Annotated in this window: 23 protein-coding genes; 14 read left to right on the forward strand and 9 right to left on the reverse strand. The window is 34.6% G+C overall.

Annotated features, from left to right (window positions below; all coding sequences use genetic code 11):
- The first annotated feature begins 47 nt into the window (after positions 1-47).
- Positions 48-1217, forward strand: a complete 1170-nt coding sequence (locus B3C16_RS14800) for a THUMP domain-containing class I SAM-dependent RNA methyltransferase (RefSeq protein ID WP_291132963.1) — start codon at positions 48-50, stop codon at positions 1215-1217.
- Here B3C16_RS14800 and B3C16_RS14805 read toward each other — a convergent pair whose 3' ends face one another.
- The 5 genes from B3C16_RS14805 to B3C16_RS14825 form a co-directional block, all read right to left on the reverse strand.
- Positions 1218-1466 (reverse strand): redox-active disulfide protein 2, encoded by a 249-nt coding sequence (locus B3C16_RS14805; RefSeq protein ID WP_121313777.1) that lies wholly within the window; start codon positions 1464-1466, stop codon positions 1218-1220.
- A 37-nt stretch (positions 1467-1503) separates the two neighbouring features.
- The gene (locus B3C16_RS14810; protein WP_291132965.1) at positions 1504-3015 is read right to left on the reverse strand and encodes a redoxin domain-containing protein; all 1512 of its coding nucleotides are present in this window, start codon (positions 3013-3015) and stop codon (positions 1504-1506) included.
- A 143-nt stretch (positions 3016-3158) separates the two neighbouring features.
- Complete coding sequence (locus tag B3C16_RS14815; RefSeq protein ID WP_121313775.1) at positions 3159-3512, reverse strand: hypothetical protein; 354 nt, start codon at positions 3510-3512, stop codon at positions 3159-3161.
- 159 nt (positions 3513-3671) lie between these two features.
- Complete coding sequence (locus tag B3C16_RS14820; RefSeq protein WP_121313774.1) at positions 3672-4415, reverse strand: NYN domain-containing protein; 744 nt, start codon at positions 4413-4415, stop codon at positions 3672-3674.
- Between the two features lie 72 nt (positions 4416-4487).
- Complete coding sequence (locus B3C16_RS14825; RefSeq protein ID WP_121313773.1) at positions 4488-4703, reverse strand: hypothetical protein; 216 nt, start codon at positions 4701-4703, stop codon at positions 4488-4490.
- A gap of 117 nt (positions 4704-4820) precedes the next feature.
- Here B3C16_RS14825 and B3C16_RS14830 point away from each other — a divergent pair, with 117 nt between their 5' ends.
- Positions 4821-5051 carry a hypothetical protein gene (locus B3C16_RS14830; protein ID WP_121313772.1) on the forward strand — a complete coding sequence of 77 codons (231 nt, stop codon included), beginning with the start codon at positions 4821-4823 and terminating at the stop codon, positions 5049-5051.
- Here B3C16_RS14830 and B3C16_RS14835 read toward each other — a convergent pair whose 3' ends face one another.
- Genes B3C16_RS14835 through rlmD form a run of 3 tightly spaced genes read right to left on the reverse strand, consistent with a single transcriptional unit; the run spans position 5052 to position 7724 of the window.
- Positions 5052-5819 (reverse strand): DUF6048 family protein, encoded by a 768-nt coding sequence (locus B3C16_RS14835; RefSeq protein WP_121313771.1) that lies wholly within the window; start codon positions 5817-5819, stop codon positions 5052-5054. It abuts the gene before it with no gap.
- Positions 5791-6291, reverse strand: coding sequence for a DUF6452 family protein (locus B3C16_RS14840; protein WP_291132969.1), 501 nt, complete (start codon positions 6289-6291; stop codon positions 5791-5793). Before B3C16_RS14840 ends, B3C16_RS14835 begins: the two co-directional genes overlap by 29 nt.
- Positions 6292-6311: 20 nt before the next feature.
- Positions 6312-7724: a 23S rRNA (uracil(1939)-C(5))-methyltransferase RlmD gene (gene rlmD, locus B3C16_RS14845; RefSeq protein WP_291132971.1), complete on the reverse strand. Its 1413-nt coding sequence runs from the start codon at positions 7722-7724 to the stop codon at positions 6312-6314.
- 152 nt (positions 7725-7876) lie between these two features.
- On the opposite strand from rlmD, the gene B3C16_RS14850 reads away from it, so the two are divergent.
- The 9 genes from B3C16_RS14850 to B3C16_RS14890 all read left to right on the forward strand — a co-directional run bounded on the left by B3C16_RS14850 (position 7877) and on the right by B3C16_RS14890 (position 16249).
- Positions 7877-8470 (forward strand): transposase, encoded by a 594-nt coding sequence (locus B3C16_RS14850; RefSeq protein WP_291132973.1) that lies wholly within the window; start codon positions 7877-7879, stop codon positions 8468-8470.
- Positions 8471-9147: 677 nt separating this feature from the next.
- Complete coding sequence (locus tag B3C16_RS14855) at positions 9148-9609, forward strand: hypothetical protein (RefSeq protein ID WP_291132975.1); 462 nt, start codon at positions 9148-9150, stop codon at positions 9607-9609.
- A 482-nt stretch (positions 9610-10091) separates the two neighbouring features.
- A complete protein-coding gene (locus B3C16_RS14860; protein ID WP_291132977.1) occupies positions 10092-12260 on the forward strand; it encodes a KAP family P-loop NTPase fold protein in 2169 nt (722 codons plus the stop codon).
- A 10-nt stretch (positions 12261-12270) separates the two neighbouring features.
- Positions 12271-12816 carry a DUF1697 domain-containing protein gene (locus B3C16_RS14865; protein WP_291132979.1) on the forward strand — a complete coding sequence of 182 codons (546 nt, stop codon included), beginning with the start codon at positions 12271-12273 and terminating at the stop codon, positions 12814-12816.
- Positions 12817-12883: 67 nt separating this feature from the next.
- Positions 12884-13585, forward strand: a complete 702-nt coding sequence (locus B3C16_RS14870; RefSeq protein WP_291132981.1) for a DUF1003 domain-containing protein — start codon at positions 12884-12886, stop codon at positions 13583-13585.
- Positions 13586-13725: 140 nt separating this feature from the next.
- On the forward strand, positions 13726-14970 hold the full coding sequence (gene rocD / locus B3C16_RS14875) for an ornithine--oxo-acid transaminase (RefSeq protein WP_291132983.1): 1245 nt from the start codon (positions 13726-13728) through the stop codon (positions 14968-14970).
- 43 nt (positions 14971-15013) lie between these two features.
- Complete coding sequence (locus tag B3C16_RS14880) at positions 15014-15469, forward strand: DUF5362 family protein (protein WP_233549783.1); 456 nt, start codon at positions 15014-15016, stop codon at positions 15467-15469.
- Between the two features lie 62 nt (positions 15470-15531).
- Positions 15532-15717 carry a hypothetical protein gene (locus B3C16_RS14885; RefSeq protein ID WP_121313761.1) on the forward strand — a complete coding sequence of 62 codons (186 nt, stop codon included), beginning with the start codon at positions 15532-15534 and terminating at the stop codon, positions 15715-15717.
- Positions 15707-16249, forward strand: coding sequence for a Smr/MutS family protein (locus B3C16_RS14890; protein WP_291132986.1), 543 nt, complete (start codon positions 15707-15709; stop codon positions 16247-16249). The genes B3C16_RS14885 and B3C16_RS14890 overlap by 11 nt, the downstream gene beginning before the upstream one ends.
- Before the next feature lie 77 nt (positions 16250-16326).
- Here the strand turns inward: B3C16_RS14890 and B3C16_RS14895 are convergent, their stop codons facing one another.
- The gene (locus tag B3C16_RS14895) at positions 16327-16698 is read right to left on the reverse strand and encodes a hypothetical protein (RefSeq protein WP_121313759.1); all 372 of its coding nucleotides are present in this window, start codon (positions 16696-16698) and stop codon (positions 16327-16329) included.
- Between the two features lie 301 nt (positions 16699-16999).
- Between B3C16_RS14895 and B3C16_RS14900 the strand changes: the two genes are divergently transcribed.
- From B3C16_RS14900 to pdxH, 3 genes are all read left to right on the forward strand, one after another.
- A complete protein-coding gene (locus B3C16_RS14900) occupies positions 17000-17332 on the forward strand; it encodes a ribonuclease Z (RefSeq protein ID WP_121313758.1) in 333 nt (110 codons plus the stop codon).
- Positions 17333-17338: 6 nt separating this feature from the next.
- Positions 17339-18247, forward strand: coding sequence for a ribonuclease Z (locus B3C16_RS14905; protein ID WP_121313757.1), 909 nt, complete (start codon positions 17339-17341; stop codon positions 18245-18247).
- 199 nt (positions 18248-18446) lie between these two features.
- On the forward strand, positions 18447-19091 hold the full coding sequence (pdxH, locus tag B3C16_RS14910) for a pyridoxamine 5'-phosphate oxidase (RefSeq protein WP_291132989.1): 645 nt from the start codon (positions 18447-18449) through the stop codon (positions 19089-19091).
- The last annotated feature ends 154 nt before the right edge of the window (positions 19092-19245 follow it).

The following is a 19245-nucleotide window of genomic DNA, read 5'->3' on the forward strand; positions in this document are numbered from 1 at the left end:
CCCTTCGACTCCCGAAGCTTCGGGACAGGGTGACACAAGAATAAATTATGGAGAATTTTAAAATGGTAGCCAAAACCTTTTTTGGTTTTGAAGAAATATTGGTCAAAGAATTACAACAATTAGGCGCTCAAGAGGTTGAAATCGGGACGCGTGCTGTTAGTTTTAAAGGAGACAAAGGGTTTATGTACAAAGCCAATTTGTCGTTGCGCACTGCGTTAAAAATCCTCAAACCAATTTACTATTTCCGTGCTACAAATGATCAGAATTTGTACAAAGGCATTCAAGGGATTGATTGGAGTAAATACATGAACGCCAACCAAACTTTTGTGATTGATACTACGATTCACTCGGATAATTTTAAGCACTCTCAGTTTGTATCGCAAAAGGCCAAAGATGCTATTGTAGATCAATTTCGGGATAAAACAGGTCAACGTCCAAGTGTGGACAAAGATTTCCCGGATTTAAGAATCAATATCCATATAGACCGTGACCAATGTTCTGTAGCGCTGGATACTTCGGGCGCTTCTTTGCATCACAGAGGTTACAGAACGGCTACGAATATCGCTCCGATAAACGAGGTTTTAGCAGCCGGAATGTTGTTATTATCAGGTTGGGACGGAAGTTCTGATTTTTTGGATCCAATGTGTGGTTCAGGAACGATTTTGGCGGAAGCCGCAATGATTGCGTGTAATATCCCGGCGAACATCAACCGAAAAGAATTTGCTTTCGAGAAATGGAACGATTGGGACAACGATTTGTTTGATCAAATTATAGATGCGTTGATGAAACGCACCAAAGAATTCCACCACAATATGATTGGTTACGACAAAGCGCCAAGTGCTGTTCAAAAGGCGAAAGACAATATTCTTAATGCCAATTTGGATGAATACATCACCATCAGTCAGGCGAATTTCTTTGATACCAAAAAAGAAACGGTCGGACCATTGCATATGGTTTTCAATCCGCCATATGGAGAACGTTTGGATATTGAATTGGAACGTTTTTACCGTGAATTAGGCGATACTTTGAAGAACAATTATCCGAATACCAATGCCTGGTTTATTACCGGTAATTTAGAAGCTTTGAAGTTTGTCGGACTACGTCCTTCACGCAAAATCAAACTTTTCAATGGAAGTTTAGAAGCGCGTTTTGTAAAATACGAAATGTACGAAGGTAGCAAGCGAACTAAATTTCAGCAGCATACTGAAGAAGAATAATTAACCGTTTCTTTTGGCAATTTCTTCTTTTATTTTTTTCAGATTGGTAAAGTTTAAAATTACCAAGGGAAGAAAAGCAATGGGAATAATAACAAAAACATTAAAACCTTGCTTGATAGTCAGATAGGCGCCAGCGGCAAATTGAACTATTAAAACACCCAATAAAAAATTTGTAGCCATTTTGGTTGTTTTGGCTCTTTTTTCAAGCTCCTCGGTAGTTAAAGTGGAAAGTTCCGGTTCTTTTTTCATGCTTTCAGGTTTTTGTTTCAGTTATGCTTGGTTTGCCCTATAGTCTCGGGTCGGTTTCAATTGCTTTAATAATGGTTTTTACATTCGCGGCATCGATTCTTTTGGCTTTAATCACTTTGTTTTTATCCAAAACATAAATCACCGGAGTAGAGTAGACGTCATATTTTTCGATGGCATTGTTATAATGGGCGCCGTCGTACAAATTTATAAATGGTAGCTTGTTATCGGCTATGTATTTTAAGTATTTTTCACCTTCATGTAGCGTATAAACACTATACACTTTGACATCTTTCTTCTCTTGAAGCAATTCTTGATAAGCTTTAACCAGTACCGGAATTTCTTTTTGGCAATGTCCACAATCTACATCCCAAAAAACGAGTATCGTGTATTCGGCTTTGACCTCGCTTAGCTTGACAAACATTTTATTGACTTCGTTGACGTTTTTATAGAAGACTTTGGTCATTTCGTCACTGTTTTTGGCATCTTCAAACCCCATTGCTTTAAACTTCGGAAAATCTTCGGCTCGAATCATTGACAAATCAGGAGCTTTGGCGCCAACGAGTAATGGTTTCAGTTTATCAGCGCGTTTGATGATTCTTTGCACAACATCGGCATCATCGTAAATGCCGTTGGCCTTACCTGTTTTAAAATACTTGTCTGAAATATGGACAAACACTTTGTCAAATCCCATTATTTTTGAAGTTTCATAGGTATAAGTGAAGTGCGCCAAAAGTAATTTGTACATCAAACTTTCGGGTTTTGTTTTTAAAAGCATGCGATCAATTTCAACGCTAACCGAATCCGGATGTGTTATTATTACCTTGTCAAAATAGGTTTTCAATTTGCTGAATAAAAACGGGTTGCGCATCATGGCATCGTCTTTGAAATCTACGTTGCGCCAAAAGTTCTCTTTGTAGTATTTGTAAACAGCGATGCTATCCGGTCTGCCGTTTGAGGCATTGGGCACATTTTTCAACTCTTTTTCTGTCTTCAAGTTAATTACATCGGCGATGTAACTTCCTTTGTGTTGGGTAATGAAATTTTCTTCGTAGTCGACGATGCTTTGTTCCAAGGCTTTTTGTTTTTTGGTTAAAGCCAAAGAATCATTTTTAGTCGCCAAAACAGTTTTTTGTTTGTACTCGAAAAAGGTTCTGTTTTGGTCGCCTAAGAATTTCAGGTATTTAAAAAAATCATTTTCTCTAGCTGAATTAACGGCTGTTAAGTCTTTATTTAAATTGGCACCCATTTCACTTTTGAGTTCCAGTTTTTGTGTCTCATCATCAATAAAGAAGTCGAAGAGTATGGTTTTTTGTTGGCTTACCAATGAATAAATTCCTTTGTCTAATTTGTCTTTGCCTTTAAAAACGATTCGTCCGTTTTTAATAGTGGTACAAGTATCTTTGATTAAAGTTTTATCGAATCTATAGAAAGTAAGATAAGCCAGCGTGTCATTACAATTTTTTAAATCGATTGTAATTTCATATCCCTTTTGGGCATTAGCATAAAAAGAAGCATAACAAAAAATAAATACAGCTAATAATTTCTTCATATACAAACTCTTTTGTTTTTTTGAATTCCAAAAATAATCTATTTTTTAAATAAAAAACATACAGATTTTTAAAGTTTCCTTAAAAAACAAAAACACCCAAAGCTTGAGTGTTTTTTATTAGTTGTATCGTTGGTTATGTAGCATTAAAATTCATCAAAAATGACGATGCCTTTTTTTTCCAAGTTGGTTTTTATCAGTAATTCCGATAAGTTATATTGCGATGATAAATCACGAATAGAAATTCCGGAGAAAAATAATTCTACTAAAGTATCTAATATGATGGGATTGATGCTTTCGTCTTCTTTGTGATATCCGTTAAGACCTACAAAAGCTTTTTTTGTTTGATGAAGCGCGTCAATGATTGCGTCAATATCATCACTAGGAAATTCTAACGTGTTAATTTCTTTGCTGTTTTGAGAAAGTTGCTTCAGGACTACAGTTTTTTCAATCTTTTTCTCATTCTTTAGGTCGATACTGTAATTATAGACATTGTTCATGATAGGGGAAGTTTAAGTTTGTGTAAATTTGGGTACCACAAAAATAACAAATCCGTTTGAAAAGAAATGTTAATTAACAAAAACATACCGACTAATACCTGATTATTAGGTTTTTATTGTAGGAAAAGTAAAATTAAACCGACGAACGACAACGTGCTTTTATTTCAATCTTACTAAAGGATGATTTAAACCGTTGACTTCATTTTTGACTACTTGGTATTTTTCGATACTTTCAAAAAGTTTGGTGAGGTTTCTAAAACCATAAGTTCTGGAGTCAAAGCTTGGGTCAATTTTTCTTAAATTGGTTCCAACATGCGAAATGTAAGCTTCATCTTCTTCATTAGTTGAAATTTCAAATGCTTTGTCAATGATAGATAAATTGACTTTGCTTTGAGGAATTGTTTCTTTTGGAGAAGCTTCTTTGGTGTTTGTTTTGGCTTTGGCTTTCGGTTGCTTTTCAATTGGTGGTGCCAAATTCTCGCTGAACGTAAAGATTTCACAAGACTGGACGAAAGCACTTGGCGTTTTCTTTTGCCCAATACCCATGACGAAAAGGCCTTCTTCGCGAATTCTTTTGGCCAAACCGGTATAATCACTATCGCTTGAAACAATACAGAATCCATCAATATTTTTTCCGTGTAAAATATCCATCGCATCAATAATCATCGAACTGTCGGTTGAGTTTTTTCCCGTGGTGTAGGCAAATTTCTGTACCGGACTTATAGAATACTGGTTGATGATTTCTTTCCAACCATTCATTTGTGATTGTGTCCAATCGCCATAAATTCTGCGAATGGTGGCTTTACCATATTTAGAAACTTCTTCGAGTATTTCTTTGATTAATTTGGGTTGCGCGTTGTCGCCGTCAATTAATACGGCTATATTGAATTTGGTATTTTCCATTTTGATATGGTCTATTGTTGGTTTTTGTTGATTAAAAGTAGTCTTTTAAAATCAATATGGTTTTTAATGCTGTTATCTTTTAGTATTGTGCGTTTCTATATGGTGTTGTAATTGAGACTTTAAAGTTTCGAGATACTGTTCGAGTTCAGTAGTATGAACCCTTTCTGAAGTTGTTTCACACAACGACAAAGGTGTTTCGCTAAGGTATTTATACAATTCAGGATATTTGGTTTCTATTTCAGTTGTTAAGCGAATGATGTCTTGCATGAGCTGGTTTAATGTTTTCATAGTTCCCAATAATTAAGTAATAAATCCGTTTGTAAATTAAGTTTCTATAAAAATACTAATTTTAATGGATTTGGCCATTTGAATAATTCAGTATCTTTGGCACACAAAACAAACAACATGACCAGCAAAACAAAAGCACTATTGTGGAATCTTATCGGTTTCGCAGCAATTTTTATAATAGTTCGTATTTTACTCGGACTTTATTCAGGTTTAACGGGTTTTTGGCTACCAATTACTTCCTTTGTAGTAGGTACTATTTTGGCACCCAAATTCCAAGCCGTTAAGACCAGAGACGGCGAAAAGATTTTTATGAAATGGTTATTTATAAAAGGAATAAAGCAGTTCTAATTATTTCTTTTTATCAGTAGCTTTCGCTTTTTCTTCTGCTTTGGCTTTTGCCTTGACTGTTGATTTGTACAACGGTATAAAATAAGAAACCGTATAGTTAAATCCTACGCCAAAATCTCCGTTATACGTTCGGTTAAAACCCGGAATGTATAGATTTTCAAAGTTACTCGGTTGTTTTTGAGTCACCATTCGGTTCAATCTAAAACTGAAACCCACGAATATATTATTGACTACTTCAACTTTCAGTCCGGCGACAACTTCAATCCATTGTGCAGATAATCCTTTGAATTCTTCATTTGGAAAAACCGTTGGTGGTTCTCCAAAATATTGGTTATTGGGATCGTAAATTTCATAACTGTTTAAGGTTTGGCTAAAACTGCTCACGCCATAACGCAATCCAACGGAAATAATATTTTCCATATCGAGCCAATTTTGATAACTGTTGTAATCAAAACCTACTTTGATATAAGTTCCTTTGGTGGTAAAATTTACTTGGGTGTCATCAACCGTTTTGTCTTCGTTTCCAATTTCTGCGGCCAGATAATGCTTGCGCGTCAAACGATAATCACCAACGATTTCTAAACCACGATAGTCTTTTTCGTAAAACGAACGGGTAAGTTTGAATAAATCTACGCCTAGTCGCAAACCATAACGCTCCATTTTTGGTGGAATACTGTCTTTTTTGGCGGTGACCTTCTCTTGTGCATTGCTCGTCAATGAAAGCAATACCAAGGCGATACTAAAAGTAAATTTTGATATGGACGTCATTTTCGGTTTCAATATTAGAGGTTTGTATGCTATGGTTTAGTATCCATGGTGAATCCAGTGCTTCAGAATCTGTTGGGATAAATCCATTACTGTTGTTTAATTTAAAAATGGTTTTGTAACCACAAGCTCTGGAAACAAATACATTTTCACGGGTGTAATTAAATTCTAGATAGTCATCATTGGGTAAACCCGGAATTGTACTGGTGCTGTTTAAAACCAAACTGTATTTGGTCATGTCGGCGGTATTTTTCAAAGGCAATTCGATTACACTAACACCGCTAAAGATTTTTAGGGAATCAGCTCGACCCACTTCAGTCACTTCAAGATTTGTAACATTCTTTAAATTAGCCGGATTGGCGTCATCATAGAATTCAATAATTAATCTGGGCGTGGTTTCATCCACACAAATATCATCTTTCTCACAACCGGAGAATGAAATGGCAAGTAATAAGAGGGCAAGTATTTTTTTCATAGCAGCAAATCGTAATTCTTTTATCTTCTTTCCAAAAGTACAACATTTTCCACGTGATGTGTCTGCGGAAACATATCTACCGGACGAACACGTGTTACTTTATATTTTTCGTCCATTAAAGCCAAGTCGCGCGCTTGTGTAGCCGAATTACAACTAACATAAACCACTTTATCCGGAGCAATTTTCAGTATTTGTTCTACGACGTCTTTGTGCATGCCGTCTCTTGGCGGATCGGTAATAATCACATCCGGTTGGCCGTGTTGGGTGATGAAGTCATCGTTGAATACGTTTTTCATATCACCAACATAGAACTCACAGTTGGTAATGCTATTGCGTTTGGCGTTTTCTTTGGCATCAAAAATAGCTTCGGGAACGGCTTCAACACCAATTACTTTCTTCGCTTGTTTGGAAACGAATTGCGCAATAGTTCCGGTTCCGGTGTATAAATCGTAAACCACTTCATTACCGGTTAAACCTGCAAATTCTCTGGTGATTTTATATAATTCGTAGGCTTGGTCGGAATTGGTTTGGTAAAACGATTTCGCATTGATACTAAAGTGCAAACCTTCCATTTCTTCCAAAATATAATCCCTGCCTTTAAACAGTTTAATGTCTTGGTCATACAAAGTATCGTTGGCTTTGCCGTTAATCACATATTGTAGCGACGTAATTTGTGGAAACGTGGCATGAATGTGATTCATCAACAATTCGCGCTGCGTTTTGTCTTCTTTGTAAAATTGAATCAGTACCATAATTTCTCCGGTTGAAGCAGTGCGAATCATCAACGTACGCAACAAACCTTCATGACTACGCGCGTTGAAAAATTCTAAATTATTTTCGGTAGCAAAACGCTTGATTTCATTGCGAATCGCATTCGATGGATCTTCTTGTAAATGACATTTCTCAATGTCTAAAATTTTGTCCCACATGCGTGGAATATGAAAGCCTAAAGCATTTTTATTGTCGAATTCTACTCCGGATTGAATTTCGGCATCAGTCATCCAACGCGTGTCGGAAAACCCGAATTCCATTTTGTTGCGATAGAAGAATTGCTTTTCCGAACCTAATATCGGTTCAAAGGCTGGCAATTCAATTTTCCCAATGCGTTTCAGGTTATTGAAAACTTCTTGGTTTTTGTAAAACAACTGTTTGTCATAGTTCATATTCTGCCATTTGCAACCGCCGCAAGAACCAAAGTGCTGGCAAACCGGTTCAACTCTGTCCGCCGAATACTCGTGAAATTTAATGGCTTTGCCTTCAAAATAGGCTTTGCGTTTTTTAAGCGTTTGCACATCTACCACATCGCCGGGAACGACATTGGGTATAAAAATGATTTGACCTTCAGGCGCTTTAGCCACCGAAACGCCTTTGGCGCCTGCATCTAAAACGGTTATATTTTCAAAAATGACTTTGTTTGTTTGTTTTCTTCCCATGGGGCAAAAATAAACTATTGGGGAAAACTTGGATGGGATTTAAGAAAAAATTATTTATTCGATATTTATGTGTAGAGACGCGATTAATCGCGTCTCTACAATTGCACCATTTCAAAATACATATTTGTAATATTTTTATTATTTTTGATACAATGAAAAGATTCAATAATAAATATAGAATTCCCTCAGCTAGGTTACCAAACTATGATTATTCAAGTAATGGTGATTATTTTATTACAATCTGTACAGCTGGTAAAATGCAATATTTTGGTAAGATAGAGGCAGAGAATGTGACATTATCTGAAATGGGATTGATTGTAGAAAGATTAATACCGAATATAGCAGTTCAATTTCAAGATATTAGGATAGTTGAGTATATTATAATGCCGGACCATATTCATTTCATTATAAAAATCCAAAAAGCAATAATTTCAGACGATGACGTAGAGACGCGATTAATTTTTACCGATTACGATGACGTAGAGACGCGATTAATCGCGTCTCTACAACCCGAATCAATTGACAAAGGCGGAATTACCGGAAATAATAATCCAATGTTTAAAAATGGTATTCCAAAAATTATTCGTTGGTTTAAAGGCAGAGCAACATTCGAATTGCGTAAAATAAATCCTGAATTTGCATGGCAATCAAGGTATTATGACAGAATTATTAGAAATAAAAATGAATATTTTGCAGTGATACAATATATTAAATCAAATCCTGAAAAATGGAATCGTGATTTATAAATTCGTCCGTAGAGACGCGATTTATCGCGTCTCTGTCAATCGCGTCTCTGTCAATCGCGTCAACGGCACATTCATTTGCTTTGATTGTAGATTGTTAATTGTAAACGTATTGTATTGAGACGCGGTAAATGACGTCTCTACGGAATGCCCATTTAATTTATGTAAATTATTGAGGGATTGTATTGAGACGCGATAAATCGCGTTTCTATAAATCGCGTTTACGTTATAGCCATTTAATTTATGTAAATTATTGAGGGATTGTATTGAGATGCGATAAATCGCGTTTCTATAAATCGCGTTTACGTTATAGCCATTTAATTTATGTAAATTATTGACGGATTGTATTGAGACGCGATAAATCGCGTTTCTATAAAACGCGTTTACGTTATAGCCATTTAATTTATGTTAATTATTGACGGATTGTATTGAGACGCGATAAATCGCGTTTCTATAAAACGCGTTTATGTTATAGCCATTTAATTTATGTTAATTATTGACGGATTGTATTGAGACGCGATAAATCGCGTCTCTACGAAAAAAAATATTTAATTTATTAATTATCAAGCTGTTAAATTCTTGTTAAACATTCATAGTCCAAATACTACAAGTAAAATTCCTGCGTTTTACATATCAAGTGCACTCTAATTACCAATGTTTAACTCTTAAATTTATTTAAAATGGCAAGACAAAATTTAATCTCAGCCGAAGTAGCAGACAACGTAGTGAGTACTGCTATAGCCAATATTAATGACACAATAGTATCTTTACCTTTTTTAATTAACCTTTCTGCTGAAGACAGAAAGAAATTCCGAAAAATGGGTCCTAAAAGTGTTGACTATGTGAATGACAACCTCACGGGAGCCAATCAATTTTCTAACAGTTTACCCGGAGACTTTCCGATAGATGAATTTGCGAGAGATGTTACCTTAATTAATAAACTCTATCCCATTTTAGTAGCTTCACAAGCTCTGACAGAAGGGTTGAGTGATACCATTTTAGCTTTAGGTTCTGATGCTATGAAAGAAGGAGATGAAGTATATAGCTTTCTTAAAATAGCGGCTAAAACCGATGCCAATGCTAAGGAACTAGTACAGCAAATTGGTAGGCGATTCAAAGGACAAGGACGACGATCCGCTTAGTAAATGTATAATCTTAATAAACCAGCTCCATCGAGCTGGTTTTTTTTGCTCTAAATGTTATAACCGGTTTCCATCCGAAGGAAATTAATTCACTGAAAAAGAGAACAATATTCCTTCCCAAGAAAACGCATTCCCTTAAATTGGATTGTAGAGACGCGATTAATCGAGTCTTTACAGCATTCATGGAAACCAATTCCCTAAATAGGAAAACCAAATTCCTGATGAAGACAATTAATGTCCTTATTTAGAGCAATAGTTCTGCAAAATAGGGATGTAGAGACGCGATTAATCGCGTCTCCACAAATCGCGTCTCCACAGATCGTATCTCCACAGATCATTTATTATAGATATTTAATTGGCTTTTGGTCATGCATTTGTGTGTAGAGACGCGATTAATCGCGTCTCTACGGTGAATCAACACACAATAGATATTTTAACAGTTGTTGTAGGAAATTATTATATTTGGGGAAATATGATTAATGATGGAAAAGCAAGAAATATTAAATACTCACTTTTTAAATGAAAACTCAATTAATACTCCTAATGAAGATATTTTTAACTTCAAGTATTATGCAAATAATGTTCAAAAATTAATTCAACAAAATGCAAATAACAAGGAGCCAATAACTTTTGGAATAATGGGTAAATGGGGAGAAGGAAAAACTTCTTTTCTAAATCTAATAAAACATAAAATTGAACATTTTGATAAGAAAGAAGGAGATTGTGAATTTTTAGCATATGATTTTAATCCTTGGCGATATTCAGACCAAGACGAGATGTTATTTGATTTTTTTGATGGACTATCTAAAAGATTTTATTTAAATTACACTACTGATTTACAGGAAATTGGTCTTTATATATCAAAATATGGAAAATATTTGAAAGCAGTTAAAATAGCTTCAACAATTGGGATGCCCGTAAATACTTTTTTGAAAAAATTCTCTTTTGATATTAATGAAATTTTTAAAGCGTTGGGAGAAGATTTGAAACAAAAAAACTTGACATTAGAGGTGTTAAAAAATAAGGTAAATGCAAAATTGATTAATGCAAAATTTAAAGTTATTGTTTTTATTGATGATTTAGATAGATTAGATAAAGATGAAATTTATACTATATTAAAATTAATCAAGCTGAATGCAAGTTTTGCAAATTTTGTTTTTATAGTGGCTATTGATTCTGAACATGTTTCAAAAGCTATTGGTAACAGATTTTCTAATTACTCTAATGATATTACTGATGGAAAATTGTTTCTTGAAAAAATAATTAATATACCAATTCAGTTACCGAGAATAGAGATTGAAGACCTACAGAATTTCTTTGAAATAAAGCTAAGAGAAATTATTAATAATTTGTATTTCCTTGATAAAAATAAAAAAGACAACTTGTTTAAAGATATAAGAGATGAATTTACTCATGTTAATTATAGATCTCCAAGAGAAATTATTAGAGTTCTTAATAGTTTTTTTATAAGTTCGATTTCATTACAAGAAGAAGTTGATTTGAAAGATTTATTTTGGATTGAATGGCTTAAAGTTGTAAATGAAAGTTTATATAGTCAAATTAAAAATTATCAAACAGAAAAAGGATTGGGTGCTTTTTTTGTTAGCCAACATGAGATTATTAATTTCAATGATGAAGTTCATATAAATGGACAAGATAGTAGTTTGGCAAATGGTACCCGAAAAAAAATGATAGAAAGATATCCAGATTATGAGTGGTTTTTAAATAAAATGTTTCCAATAATTGTTGATCATGACCAATCGAAATTGTTTCCTTATATTAATTTAACTGAGCACTTCGATAAGTATTTTTCTTATCATTTAATTGGAAAAATATCTAATATTAAAATAAAAAAGATTGAAGGATTAATAAAAGATAAAGACATAGATGGAGTTAACAAAATGTTTGTTGAATTATATAATAGTGGAATTGAAGAGAATAAGATAATATTTAAATTGCAAGAAATAATTAAGAACATCAAAATTGAAGATGGGAGAGACTTCTTTTTTAACTATATTTTTGACAACTTGAATTTTATTAAAGATTCAGGACAAAACATGTTTGATATTGATAGTAAAATTAGAATAATTGAATTAACAGCAAGAACACTTGATTCTGACATTGAAAATGATAATAAAAAAGTCGCAATTGAGTTGGGTGAAAAATTAGATGTAAATGAACTATGTTATTTTACAAGAAAAACTAAAGATGATAAACTTTATAAACCACATTTAGAGCAATTAATTGTTGATAAAGCAAAAAAACAATTTTCTGCTGACTTGAAACCCTTGTATCTTGATCCTAAAAACCCAACTAATAAAATGATTATGCATAATTGGAAAAAATATAATTCAGATGAATTTAACAAATACATAATTAATTCATTGATAAACTTAGAAAGGGTTAAAATACTTATTCGAAATTTTCCAGGGTTTTGGAATAATTCATTTTTCGGAGCATTAGGTTTTAGAGAGTATGATTACATGAAAAGTCTAATTAATGTAGATTCTTTATATAATAAAATAGTTGAATTTAATCCAGAATTAGTTGATAAAATTGACAAAGATTATGAGAATTTTCATGAATCTGATGAGAGCACAATTGAGCAAAACTTAGAACAGTTCATTTATTTATACAAAACTAAAAACTAAAAATATCAAAATGCACACTCATCTCGCCCTTCTCCGCGGCATCAATGTCTCCGGTCACAAAATGATTAATATGGTCGCTTTGAAAAAAGCACTCGAAGGCATTGGGTTTACCAATGTCGTGACCTATATCCAATCGGGGAATGTGTTTGTCGATACCGAAGAAGAAAGTCCGGGGAAAGTTGGTTTCCTGATCAAGCAGGAAATTTTCAAAGAGTTCGGACACGATGTTCCGGTGATTGTCATTGGCAAAGAAGATTTACAAGCGTGTTTGGATAGGAATTTATTCCTTAATGAAGATGGAGTCGATTTAAAAAAATTGTACGTGTCGTTTATCTCTTCCGAATTGCCGGAGAATATGATTACCCAACTCAATTTAAACTTCATCAAACCCGATGAAATCCAGCTCGACGGCAAAAGAATTTACCTGAAATATGACGTTTCTCCTGCCAAAACCCGTTTGGACAACAAATGGATAGAGAAAAGCATGAATGTGGTTTCTACGACGCGAAATTGGAATACCGTTAATAAATTGTTGGAAATGTTTAATGGAGTTTAACATTGTTTAAATTTGTTGGAAGGAATAAAAACTATTGAAACCTTTAAACTAATTTTAAACCAAATAAATGAGTGCAAAACCCACTTTTAAAAGCGTAATTTCCGGTGCTGAGTTTCCCAATAGTGAAAGAGTTTGGGTAAAATCTATTCGGACTTCAATCTTCGATTTAATCAAAAATGACCATCCTGATTTTACTAGCGAAGGTTGCATTGCCAGCAGTGAACTCAACGTTTACAGAGAAAAATATATTGCTAAATTTTTGCAATCGGAAGTAGGTGAATTATCAGATTTGCAGAAAAATGTAATCAAATCATTAACAGCTGATAAGTCCTTTGTGTCTAAAGTTCAAGACGAACCTGACAATCGTACTTTTGGTCAATTGATAGCCGATAAAGTAGCCGATTTTGGCGGAAGCTGGACGTTTATCATTTCGTTCTTTATCTTTATTCTGATTTGGATTGGCTCCAATGTTTACATTTTATTGAATAAAGGTTTTGATCCTTATCCGTTTATTTTATTGAATTTGATTTTGTCATGTTTGGCGGCCTTGCAAGCGCCGGTGATTATGATGAGCCAAAACCGTCAGGAAGAAAAAGACCGCGACCGCGCCAAGAAAGACTATATGATTAATCTAAAATCAGAGCTCGAAATCAGAATGCTCGATGAGAAAGTAGACCATTTAATCATGCACCAACAACAAGAGTTAATCGAAATTCAGAAAGTGCAGATTGAGATGATGAATGATATCTTAGAAAAAATCAAGAAGTAGTTGAGTTGTTTGGTGAAAATCTAAGTAGTCTAACTTTCTAATAATCTAAGAAGTCTAACAATCTTTTTATACTTTTGCTTTATGGATGATTTCTCTCCAAAAGAAGGAATTGATATTACAGAATTTAAATTACAACAACAATGTCAGTTTTAGAAAAATTAACTTCAGCCGATGCCATTAGCTTAGAAAACAAGTATGGAGCCCACAATTATCATCCGTTACCGGTGGTGCTGAATAGAGGAGAAGGTGTTTATGTTTGGGATGTAGAAGGCAAAAAGTATTATGATTTTCTTTCGGCTTATTCTGCCGTAAATCAAGGTCATTGTCACCCGAAAATTGTGGGTGCCATGATGGAACAAGCACAAACTTTAACTTTGACTTCGCGTGCTTTTTACAACGACAAATTAGGCGTTTACGAAGAATTCATTACCAAGTATTTTGGTTTTGATAAAGTATTACCCATGAATACCGGTGCCGAAGCAGTGGAAACCGCTTTGAAATTGTGTAGAAAATGGGCTTACGAGAAAAAAGGAATTCCAGAAAATGAAGCGCAAATCATTGTTTGCGACGGTAACTTCCACGGAAGAACTACGACGATTATTTCATTCTCTAACGATGAAAATGCACGCAAAAACTTCGGACCATACACGGCCGGATTTATCAAAATAGCTTATGACGATATAGAGGCTTTGGAAAAAGCGATTACGTCATCTAAGAATATTGCCGGTTTTCTAGTTGAACCCATTCAAGGTGAAGCAGGCGTTTACGTACCAAGCGAAGGTTATTTGGCGAAAGCCAAATCTTTGTGCGAAGACCATAATGTTTTGTTCATTGCAGACGAAGTACAAACCGGAATTGCGCGTACCGGAAAATTATTAGCCGTTCACCACGAAAATGTACAACCGGATATTTTGGTTTTAGGCAAAGCCATTTCTGGCGGCGTTTATCCAGTGTCAGCAGTTTTGGCTAATGATGCTATTATGAATGTGATTAAACCGGGACAACACGGTTCAACCTTTGGTGGAAATCCTGTCGCCGCTGCGGTAGCGATTGCCGCTTTAGAAGTAGTGACCGATGAAAAACTGGCCGAAAATGCGGAACGTTTAGGTAAAATTTTCCGTTCGGAACTGGCAAAGTATATCGAAACTTCTTCTATTGCTACATTAGTACGTGGAAAAGGTTTGCTAAATGCTGTAGTGATTAACGACACTGAGGAAAGCGATACGGCTTGGAATATCTGTATGAAATTGGCTGAAAACGGTTTGTTAGCCAAACCAACGCATGGCAATATCATTCGTTTTGCACCACCATTGGTAATGACGGAAGAACAATTATTAGATTGTGTTGCTGTCATTATCAATACTTTAAAACAATTTGAAAAATAGTCAATTAACCAATTTATAAATCAACCAAAAAAACCTTTTAATTATGGAAAACCAAAACAATTTGACATTAAATGATTTAGCTATTGATTCGTTGAGAGAAAGCGCTAAATGGACTATGTTTTTATCAATCGTAGGATTTATTTTTATTGGCTTAATGCTTTTAGGAGGTATATTCATGACCATTACTTTTGCTGCAATTCCTGATGAAGCTGCTTTCGGAGCTTACAATCCGCTTGCAGCCATAAAAAATTATATTGGCATTATGTATTTGGTGATGGCGGCTATTTATTTTTTCCCCATTCTTTATTTATACAAATATTCAAAAGGTATAAAAGAAGGTTTGTCATTTAACAATGATGAAATGATTGCTGAAGGATTAGTGAACTTAAAATCACACCATAAGTTTTTGGGAATTATGACTATTGTTGTTTTGTCATTATATGTTTTAGCGATTATTGTTGGATTTATATTTGCTGCAAGTATGGCGAGTGGATTATAATTAATTACAAAATATACTTATTTAAAACCGACTATTTCAGTCGGTTTTTTTATTTTTGGTAAATGAAAAAAATAGTACTTCCGTTAATGATAGTGGCGATAGGCATTGGTTTATACGAACAAAGCAAAGCCCAACCCAATCTCTACATCATGATTGTAGCCATTGTCATCTTTATGTATGGTATGATGCGATTAAGCGCCAAAACACCAAGTAAACACTCAGAAACAGAAGAAGAAAATGATAACTAAAGGCGATAATGTTTCAGTATTAGATGATGCCATTGATGGCGTTGTCGTTGATGTACAAGGCAACGAAGTGACTATTGAAACTACCGATGGTTTTAATTTGACTTTTAAAAGTAACGAGCTAATCAAGATTGGGAATACCAATGACATGAATTTCAGTTTTAATAAAAGTCAGGTTATAGCGGAAAAAGAAATTCCTAAACCCAATTATACCAACACAGAGAAAAAGTCTAAAAAGGAAATTCCGGTTCCCGATTTTGATTTGCACATTGAAAAGTTGGTTAAAAACCATAAATCATTAAGTAACTACGATATATTGACCATTCAAACTGAAACTGCTAAACGTCACATCGAGTTTGCTATTCGAAACAGAATACCCAAAATCGTCTTTATTCACGGCGTAGGCGAAGGCATTTTAAAATCGGAACTCGACTTTATACTCGGCCGCTATGATAACATAAGCTTTCAGGATGCCAATTTCCAGAAGTATGGTTCCGGTGCTACAGAAGTTTACTTCAAGCAGAATGTAAAATAAAAAAAGTCCCGTGGCATCGGGACTTTTCTTTTAAAACTAACCAATTATATTTAATCCAAACTTAACTTAAAATTTAATTAGGCAACGCTGCTTTCAGAAGTACTAACTTTTTTCAAAAGCGATCTGATTAAAACGCTGTTAGTATTGATACCAGAGTTGATTAAGGCTTTTTTGCTGAAGCTAACATTTGATTTACTACCGGTAGTAGTTTTGTTAGTTCCCATAAACCATACTGCGAAATCCATTGAAGCAATTGTAGTTTCTTTAGCGATAACAATTGAATCATTTTTAGCGATTGAAACTTCAGTTGAAGTTGTGTTTGTTACGGTTGCAACTTTAACTTCTTGACCAAAAACACCATTGCTTGACAAAACCAATAAAACGAATAAAACAAATAATCTAACGTTGGTTACATTTTTTTGAGCTATTCTGTTATTTGTTGTTTTCATAAGTGTGTTTTAATTTGTTTCTGATTTCTGGGTCAAAACTACTTCAAGACTATTCGCAACCGAAATTTTTTCGATAACTAACCTCAAAAGTCGTTTAATCGACAAAATCAATGAATTCAAGGGTTTTCGGCGTTTTTATCGTGCCGTTAGTCTAGAAAATGTTAAAAAAACAGGTATTTCACCGATGAAAAGCCAAAAAATTCTATGAACTACAACATCCAAATCACAAACCTTTGCACAATAGCCAAAAAATGGTAAAAACTTCCTAAATTAGCTTCGTATTAAATTATTTACTTCACCAATGAAAGTCGAACAAAAAGGCCACACTACTATTATTAAAGATACTCTAGGGCAAACCGAAGCGTTTTTAACCAAATTCACTCATGAATACAACAGTTATAAAAACACCAATCTTATTTTAGATTTGACGCACGATAAGAATTTAAAAATGGAAGACGTAAAGTCATTCACAGAACTCATCAAAAGCCACAAAAAACAAAAGAAGTCCATAGTGCTTGTAGCTGATAATGTTAACTTCAATGCGGTGCCCAAAAATATCATCTTGGTGCCAACGCTTTTAGAAGCTCACGACATTATAGAAATGGAAGAAATTGAGCGCGATTTAGGATTTTAAACCATTATGAAATTAACCATATTGGGTTGCTACGCAGCCACACCAAGAACGATAACCAATCCAACCGCACAAATACTGGAAATTCGCAACCGAATGTTTCTGATAGATTGCGGCGAAGGAACACAAGTGCAACTGCGTAAAAACAAACTCAAGTTTTCCAAAATCAACCACATCTTTATTTCGCATTTGCATGGTGACCATTTTTATGGACTCGTCGGATTGATTTCTACCTTTATGTTATTGAATCGCAAAACTGATTTGCATGTTTACGGACCAAAAGGAATCAAAGAAATTATTTTGTTACAATTGCGTTATTCTAATTCGTATACCGGTTACAATTTGTATTTTCACGAATTAGAGTCTAAAGAAAGTGAAGTCGTTTTTGAAGATGAAAAAGTAATCGTCAAAACCATTCCGCTAAAACACCGCGTTTATACCAATGGTTATTTGTTCCAGGAAAAACCCAAAGAACGCAAACTCAATATCGAAGCGGTAGAGAATTATAACATCGATACGGTTTACTACAGAAAAATAAAATACGGCGGCGATATTACTTTAGACAACGGAACCGTAATTCCTAATACCGAATTGACATTCGACCCGGAACCAACCAAAAGCTACGCGTTTTGCAGCGATACAATCTATGATGAAAGCATTATCCCATTGATTCAAGACGTAGATGTTTTGTACCATGAAGCCACTTTTCTCGAATCCGAGGCTGACAAAGCCGAAAAAACCATGCATAGTACGGCTAAAGAAGCGGCAGCCATTGCCAAGTTGGCCAACGTCAAACAATTACTGCTCGGACATTACAGCACGCGTTATAGCAGTATAGAGTTGTTCAAAGAAGAAGCAGAGACCATTTTTCCCAATGTACTGTTAGGCGATGACGGGAAAGTATTTGACTTTGATTAAGGTTAGGAGCGAATGGTTCGGGATTTATCGGCCCCGAAACTTCGGGGGCAATTCCTGCTGTCCATTACAATTTTTTGTTTTGTCATCCTGAGCTTGTCGAAGGACAAAACAAAAAGATTTCCATTTCCATCAGGGCTAAAAAGGAATCCATTTTTAATCTGAAAACTTAGTAACTTAGCAACTTCAAACTATTGCCACTATGAAAGACTTAAGCAACTACAGAAAATCATACGAGAAGAGCGAACTACTGGAAACCAACATTCCCGAAGATCCTATCAATCTTTTCCACAAATGGTTTTACGAAATGGAAGAATTTGGAGGCGTAGAAGAAGTCAATGCCATGACAGTAGCCAGCATAGGCTTAGACGGGTTTCCAAAGAGTAGAGTAGTGCTACTGAAAAAATTCACCGAAGAAGGATTCATTTTCTATACCAATTACAATTCTGAAAAAGGCAAAGCCATCCTCAATAATCCTAATATTTGTTTGTCTTTCTTTTGGCAAAGCCTGGAACGACAAGTTATTATAAAAGGAATTGCCGAGAAAACTTCCGATATCATTTCCGACAATTATTTTGATTCAAGACCCGATGGAAGTAAGTTAGGCGCCATAGTTTCAGCACAAAGCGAAACCATACCGTCAAGAGACTATTTAGACAAAAAATTAAAGGAACTCGAAAAGGAATACGAAGGAAAACCAATTCCACGACCTAATTTTTGGGGTGGATTTATGGTTCGTCCAATAGAGGTTGAGTTTTGGCAAGGCAGACCAAATAGGTTGCACGACAGAATAAGATATAAACTAAAAGAGAACTATGTTTGGGAAATCAACAGGCTTTCTCCTTAAATGATATAAATAATGTTGAAAATTATGTAAACCACTCTTCGGAGTGGTTTTTTAGTTTTGTCCACATCGATATAAATCATCGACGAAATGCATAATAGTAAGAAAATATCTTATTAAATTTATATAATAATGTATTTCAACGATTTTATTTGTA

The organism is Flavobacterium sp. UBA7682 (assembly GCF_002482945.1).
GTDB lineage: Bacteria > Bacteroidota > Bacteroidia > Flavobacteriales > Flavobacteriaceae > Flavobacterium.

Coding starts and splice junctions, on each gene's coding strand:
- B3C16_RS14870 (WP_291132981.1), top strand. CDS start 12,884: ATGAGTGCAAAACCCACTTTTAAAAGCGTAATTTCCGGTGCTGAGTTT.
- B3C16_RS14895 (WP_121313759.1), bottom strand. CDS start 16,698: ATGAAAACAACAAATAACAGAATAGCTCAAAAAAATGTAACCAACGTT.
- B3C16_RS14840 (WP_291132969.1), bottom strand. CDS start 6,291: ATGAAAAAAATACTTGCCCTCTTATTACTTGCCATTTCATTCTCCGGT.
- B3C16_RS14890 (WP_291132986.1), top strand. CDS start 15,707: ATGATAACTAAAGGCGATAATGTTTCAGTATTAGATGATGCCATTGAT.
- B3C16_RS14900 (WP_121313758.1), top strand. CDS start 17,000: ATGAAAGTCGAACAAAAAGGCCACACTACTATTATTAAAGATACTCTA.
- B3C16_RS14830 (WP_121313772.1), top strand. CDS start 4,821: ATGACCAGCAAAACAAAAGCACTATTGTGGAATCTTATCGGTTTCGCA.
- rlmD (WP_291132971.1), bottom strand. CDS start 7,724: ATGGGAAGAAAACAAACAAACAAAGTCATTTTTGAAAATATAACCGTT.
- B3C16_RS14865 (WP_291132979.1), top strand. CDS start 12,271: ATGCACACTCATCTCGCCCTTCTCCGCGGCATCAATGTCTCCGGTCAC.
- B3C16_RS14825 (WP_121313773.1), bottom strand. CDS start 4,703: ATGAAAACATTAAACCAGCTCATGCAAGACATCATTCGCTTAACAACT.
- B3C16_RS14850 (WP_291132973.1), top strand. CDS start 7,877: ATGAAAAGATTCAATAATAAATATAGAATTCCCTCAGCTAGGTTACCA.
- B3C16_RS14905 (WP_121313757.1), top strand. CDS start 17,339: ATGAAATTAACCATATTGGGTTGCTACGCAGCCACACCAAGAACGATA.
- B3C16_RS14810 (WP_291132965.1), bottom strand. CDS start 3,015: ATGAAGAAATTATTAGCTGTATTTATTTTTTGTTATGCTTCTTTTTAT.
- B3C16_RS14805 (WP_121313777.1), bottom strand. CDS start 1,466: ATGAAAAAAGAACCGGAACTTTCCACTTTAACTACCGAGGAGCTTGAA.
- B3C16_RS14815 (WP_121313775.1), bottom strand. CDS start 3,512: ATGAACAATGTCTATAATTACAGTATCGACCTAAAGAATGAGAAAAAG.
- B3C16_RS14885 (WP_121313761.1), top strand. CDS start 15,532: ATGAAAAAAATAGTACTTCCGTTAATGATAGTGGCGATAGGCATTGGT.
- B3C16_RS14860 (WP_291132977.1), top strand. CDS start 10,092: ATGGAAAAGCAAGAAATATTAAATACTCACTTTTTAAATGAAAACTCA.
- B3C16_RS14800 (WP_291132963.1), top strand. CDS start 48: ATGGAGAATTTTAAAATGGTAGCCAAAACCTTTTTTGGTTTTGAAGAA.
- B3C16_RS14835 (WP_121313771.1), bottom strand. CDS start 5,819: ATGACGTCCATATCAAAATTTACTTTTAGTATCGCCTTGGTATTGCTT.
- pdxH (WP_291132989.1), top strand. CDS start 18,447: ATGAAAGACTTAAGCAACTACAGAAAATCATACGAGAAGAGCGAACTA.
- B3C16_RS14820 (WP_121313774.1), bottom strand. CDS start 4,415: ATGGAAAATACCAAATTCAATATAGCCGTATTAATTGACGGCGACAAC.
- rocD (WP_291132983.1), top strand. CDS start 13,726: ATGTCAGTTTTAGAAAAATTAACTTCAGCCGATGCCATTAGCTTAGAA.
- B3C16_RS14855 (WP_291132975.1), top strand. CDS start 9,148: ATGGCAAGACAAAATTTAATCTCAGCCGAAGTAGCAGACAACGTAGTG.
- B3C16_RS14880 (WP_233549783.1), top strand. CDS start 15,014: ATGGAAAACCAAAACAATTTGACATTAAATGATTTAGCTATTGATTCG.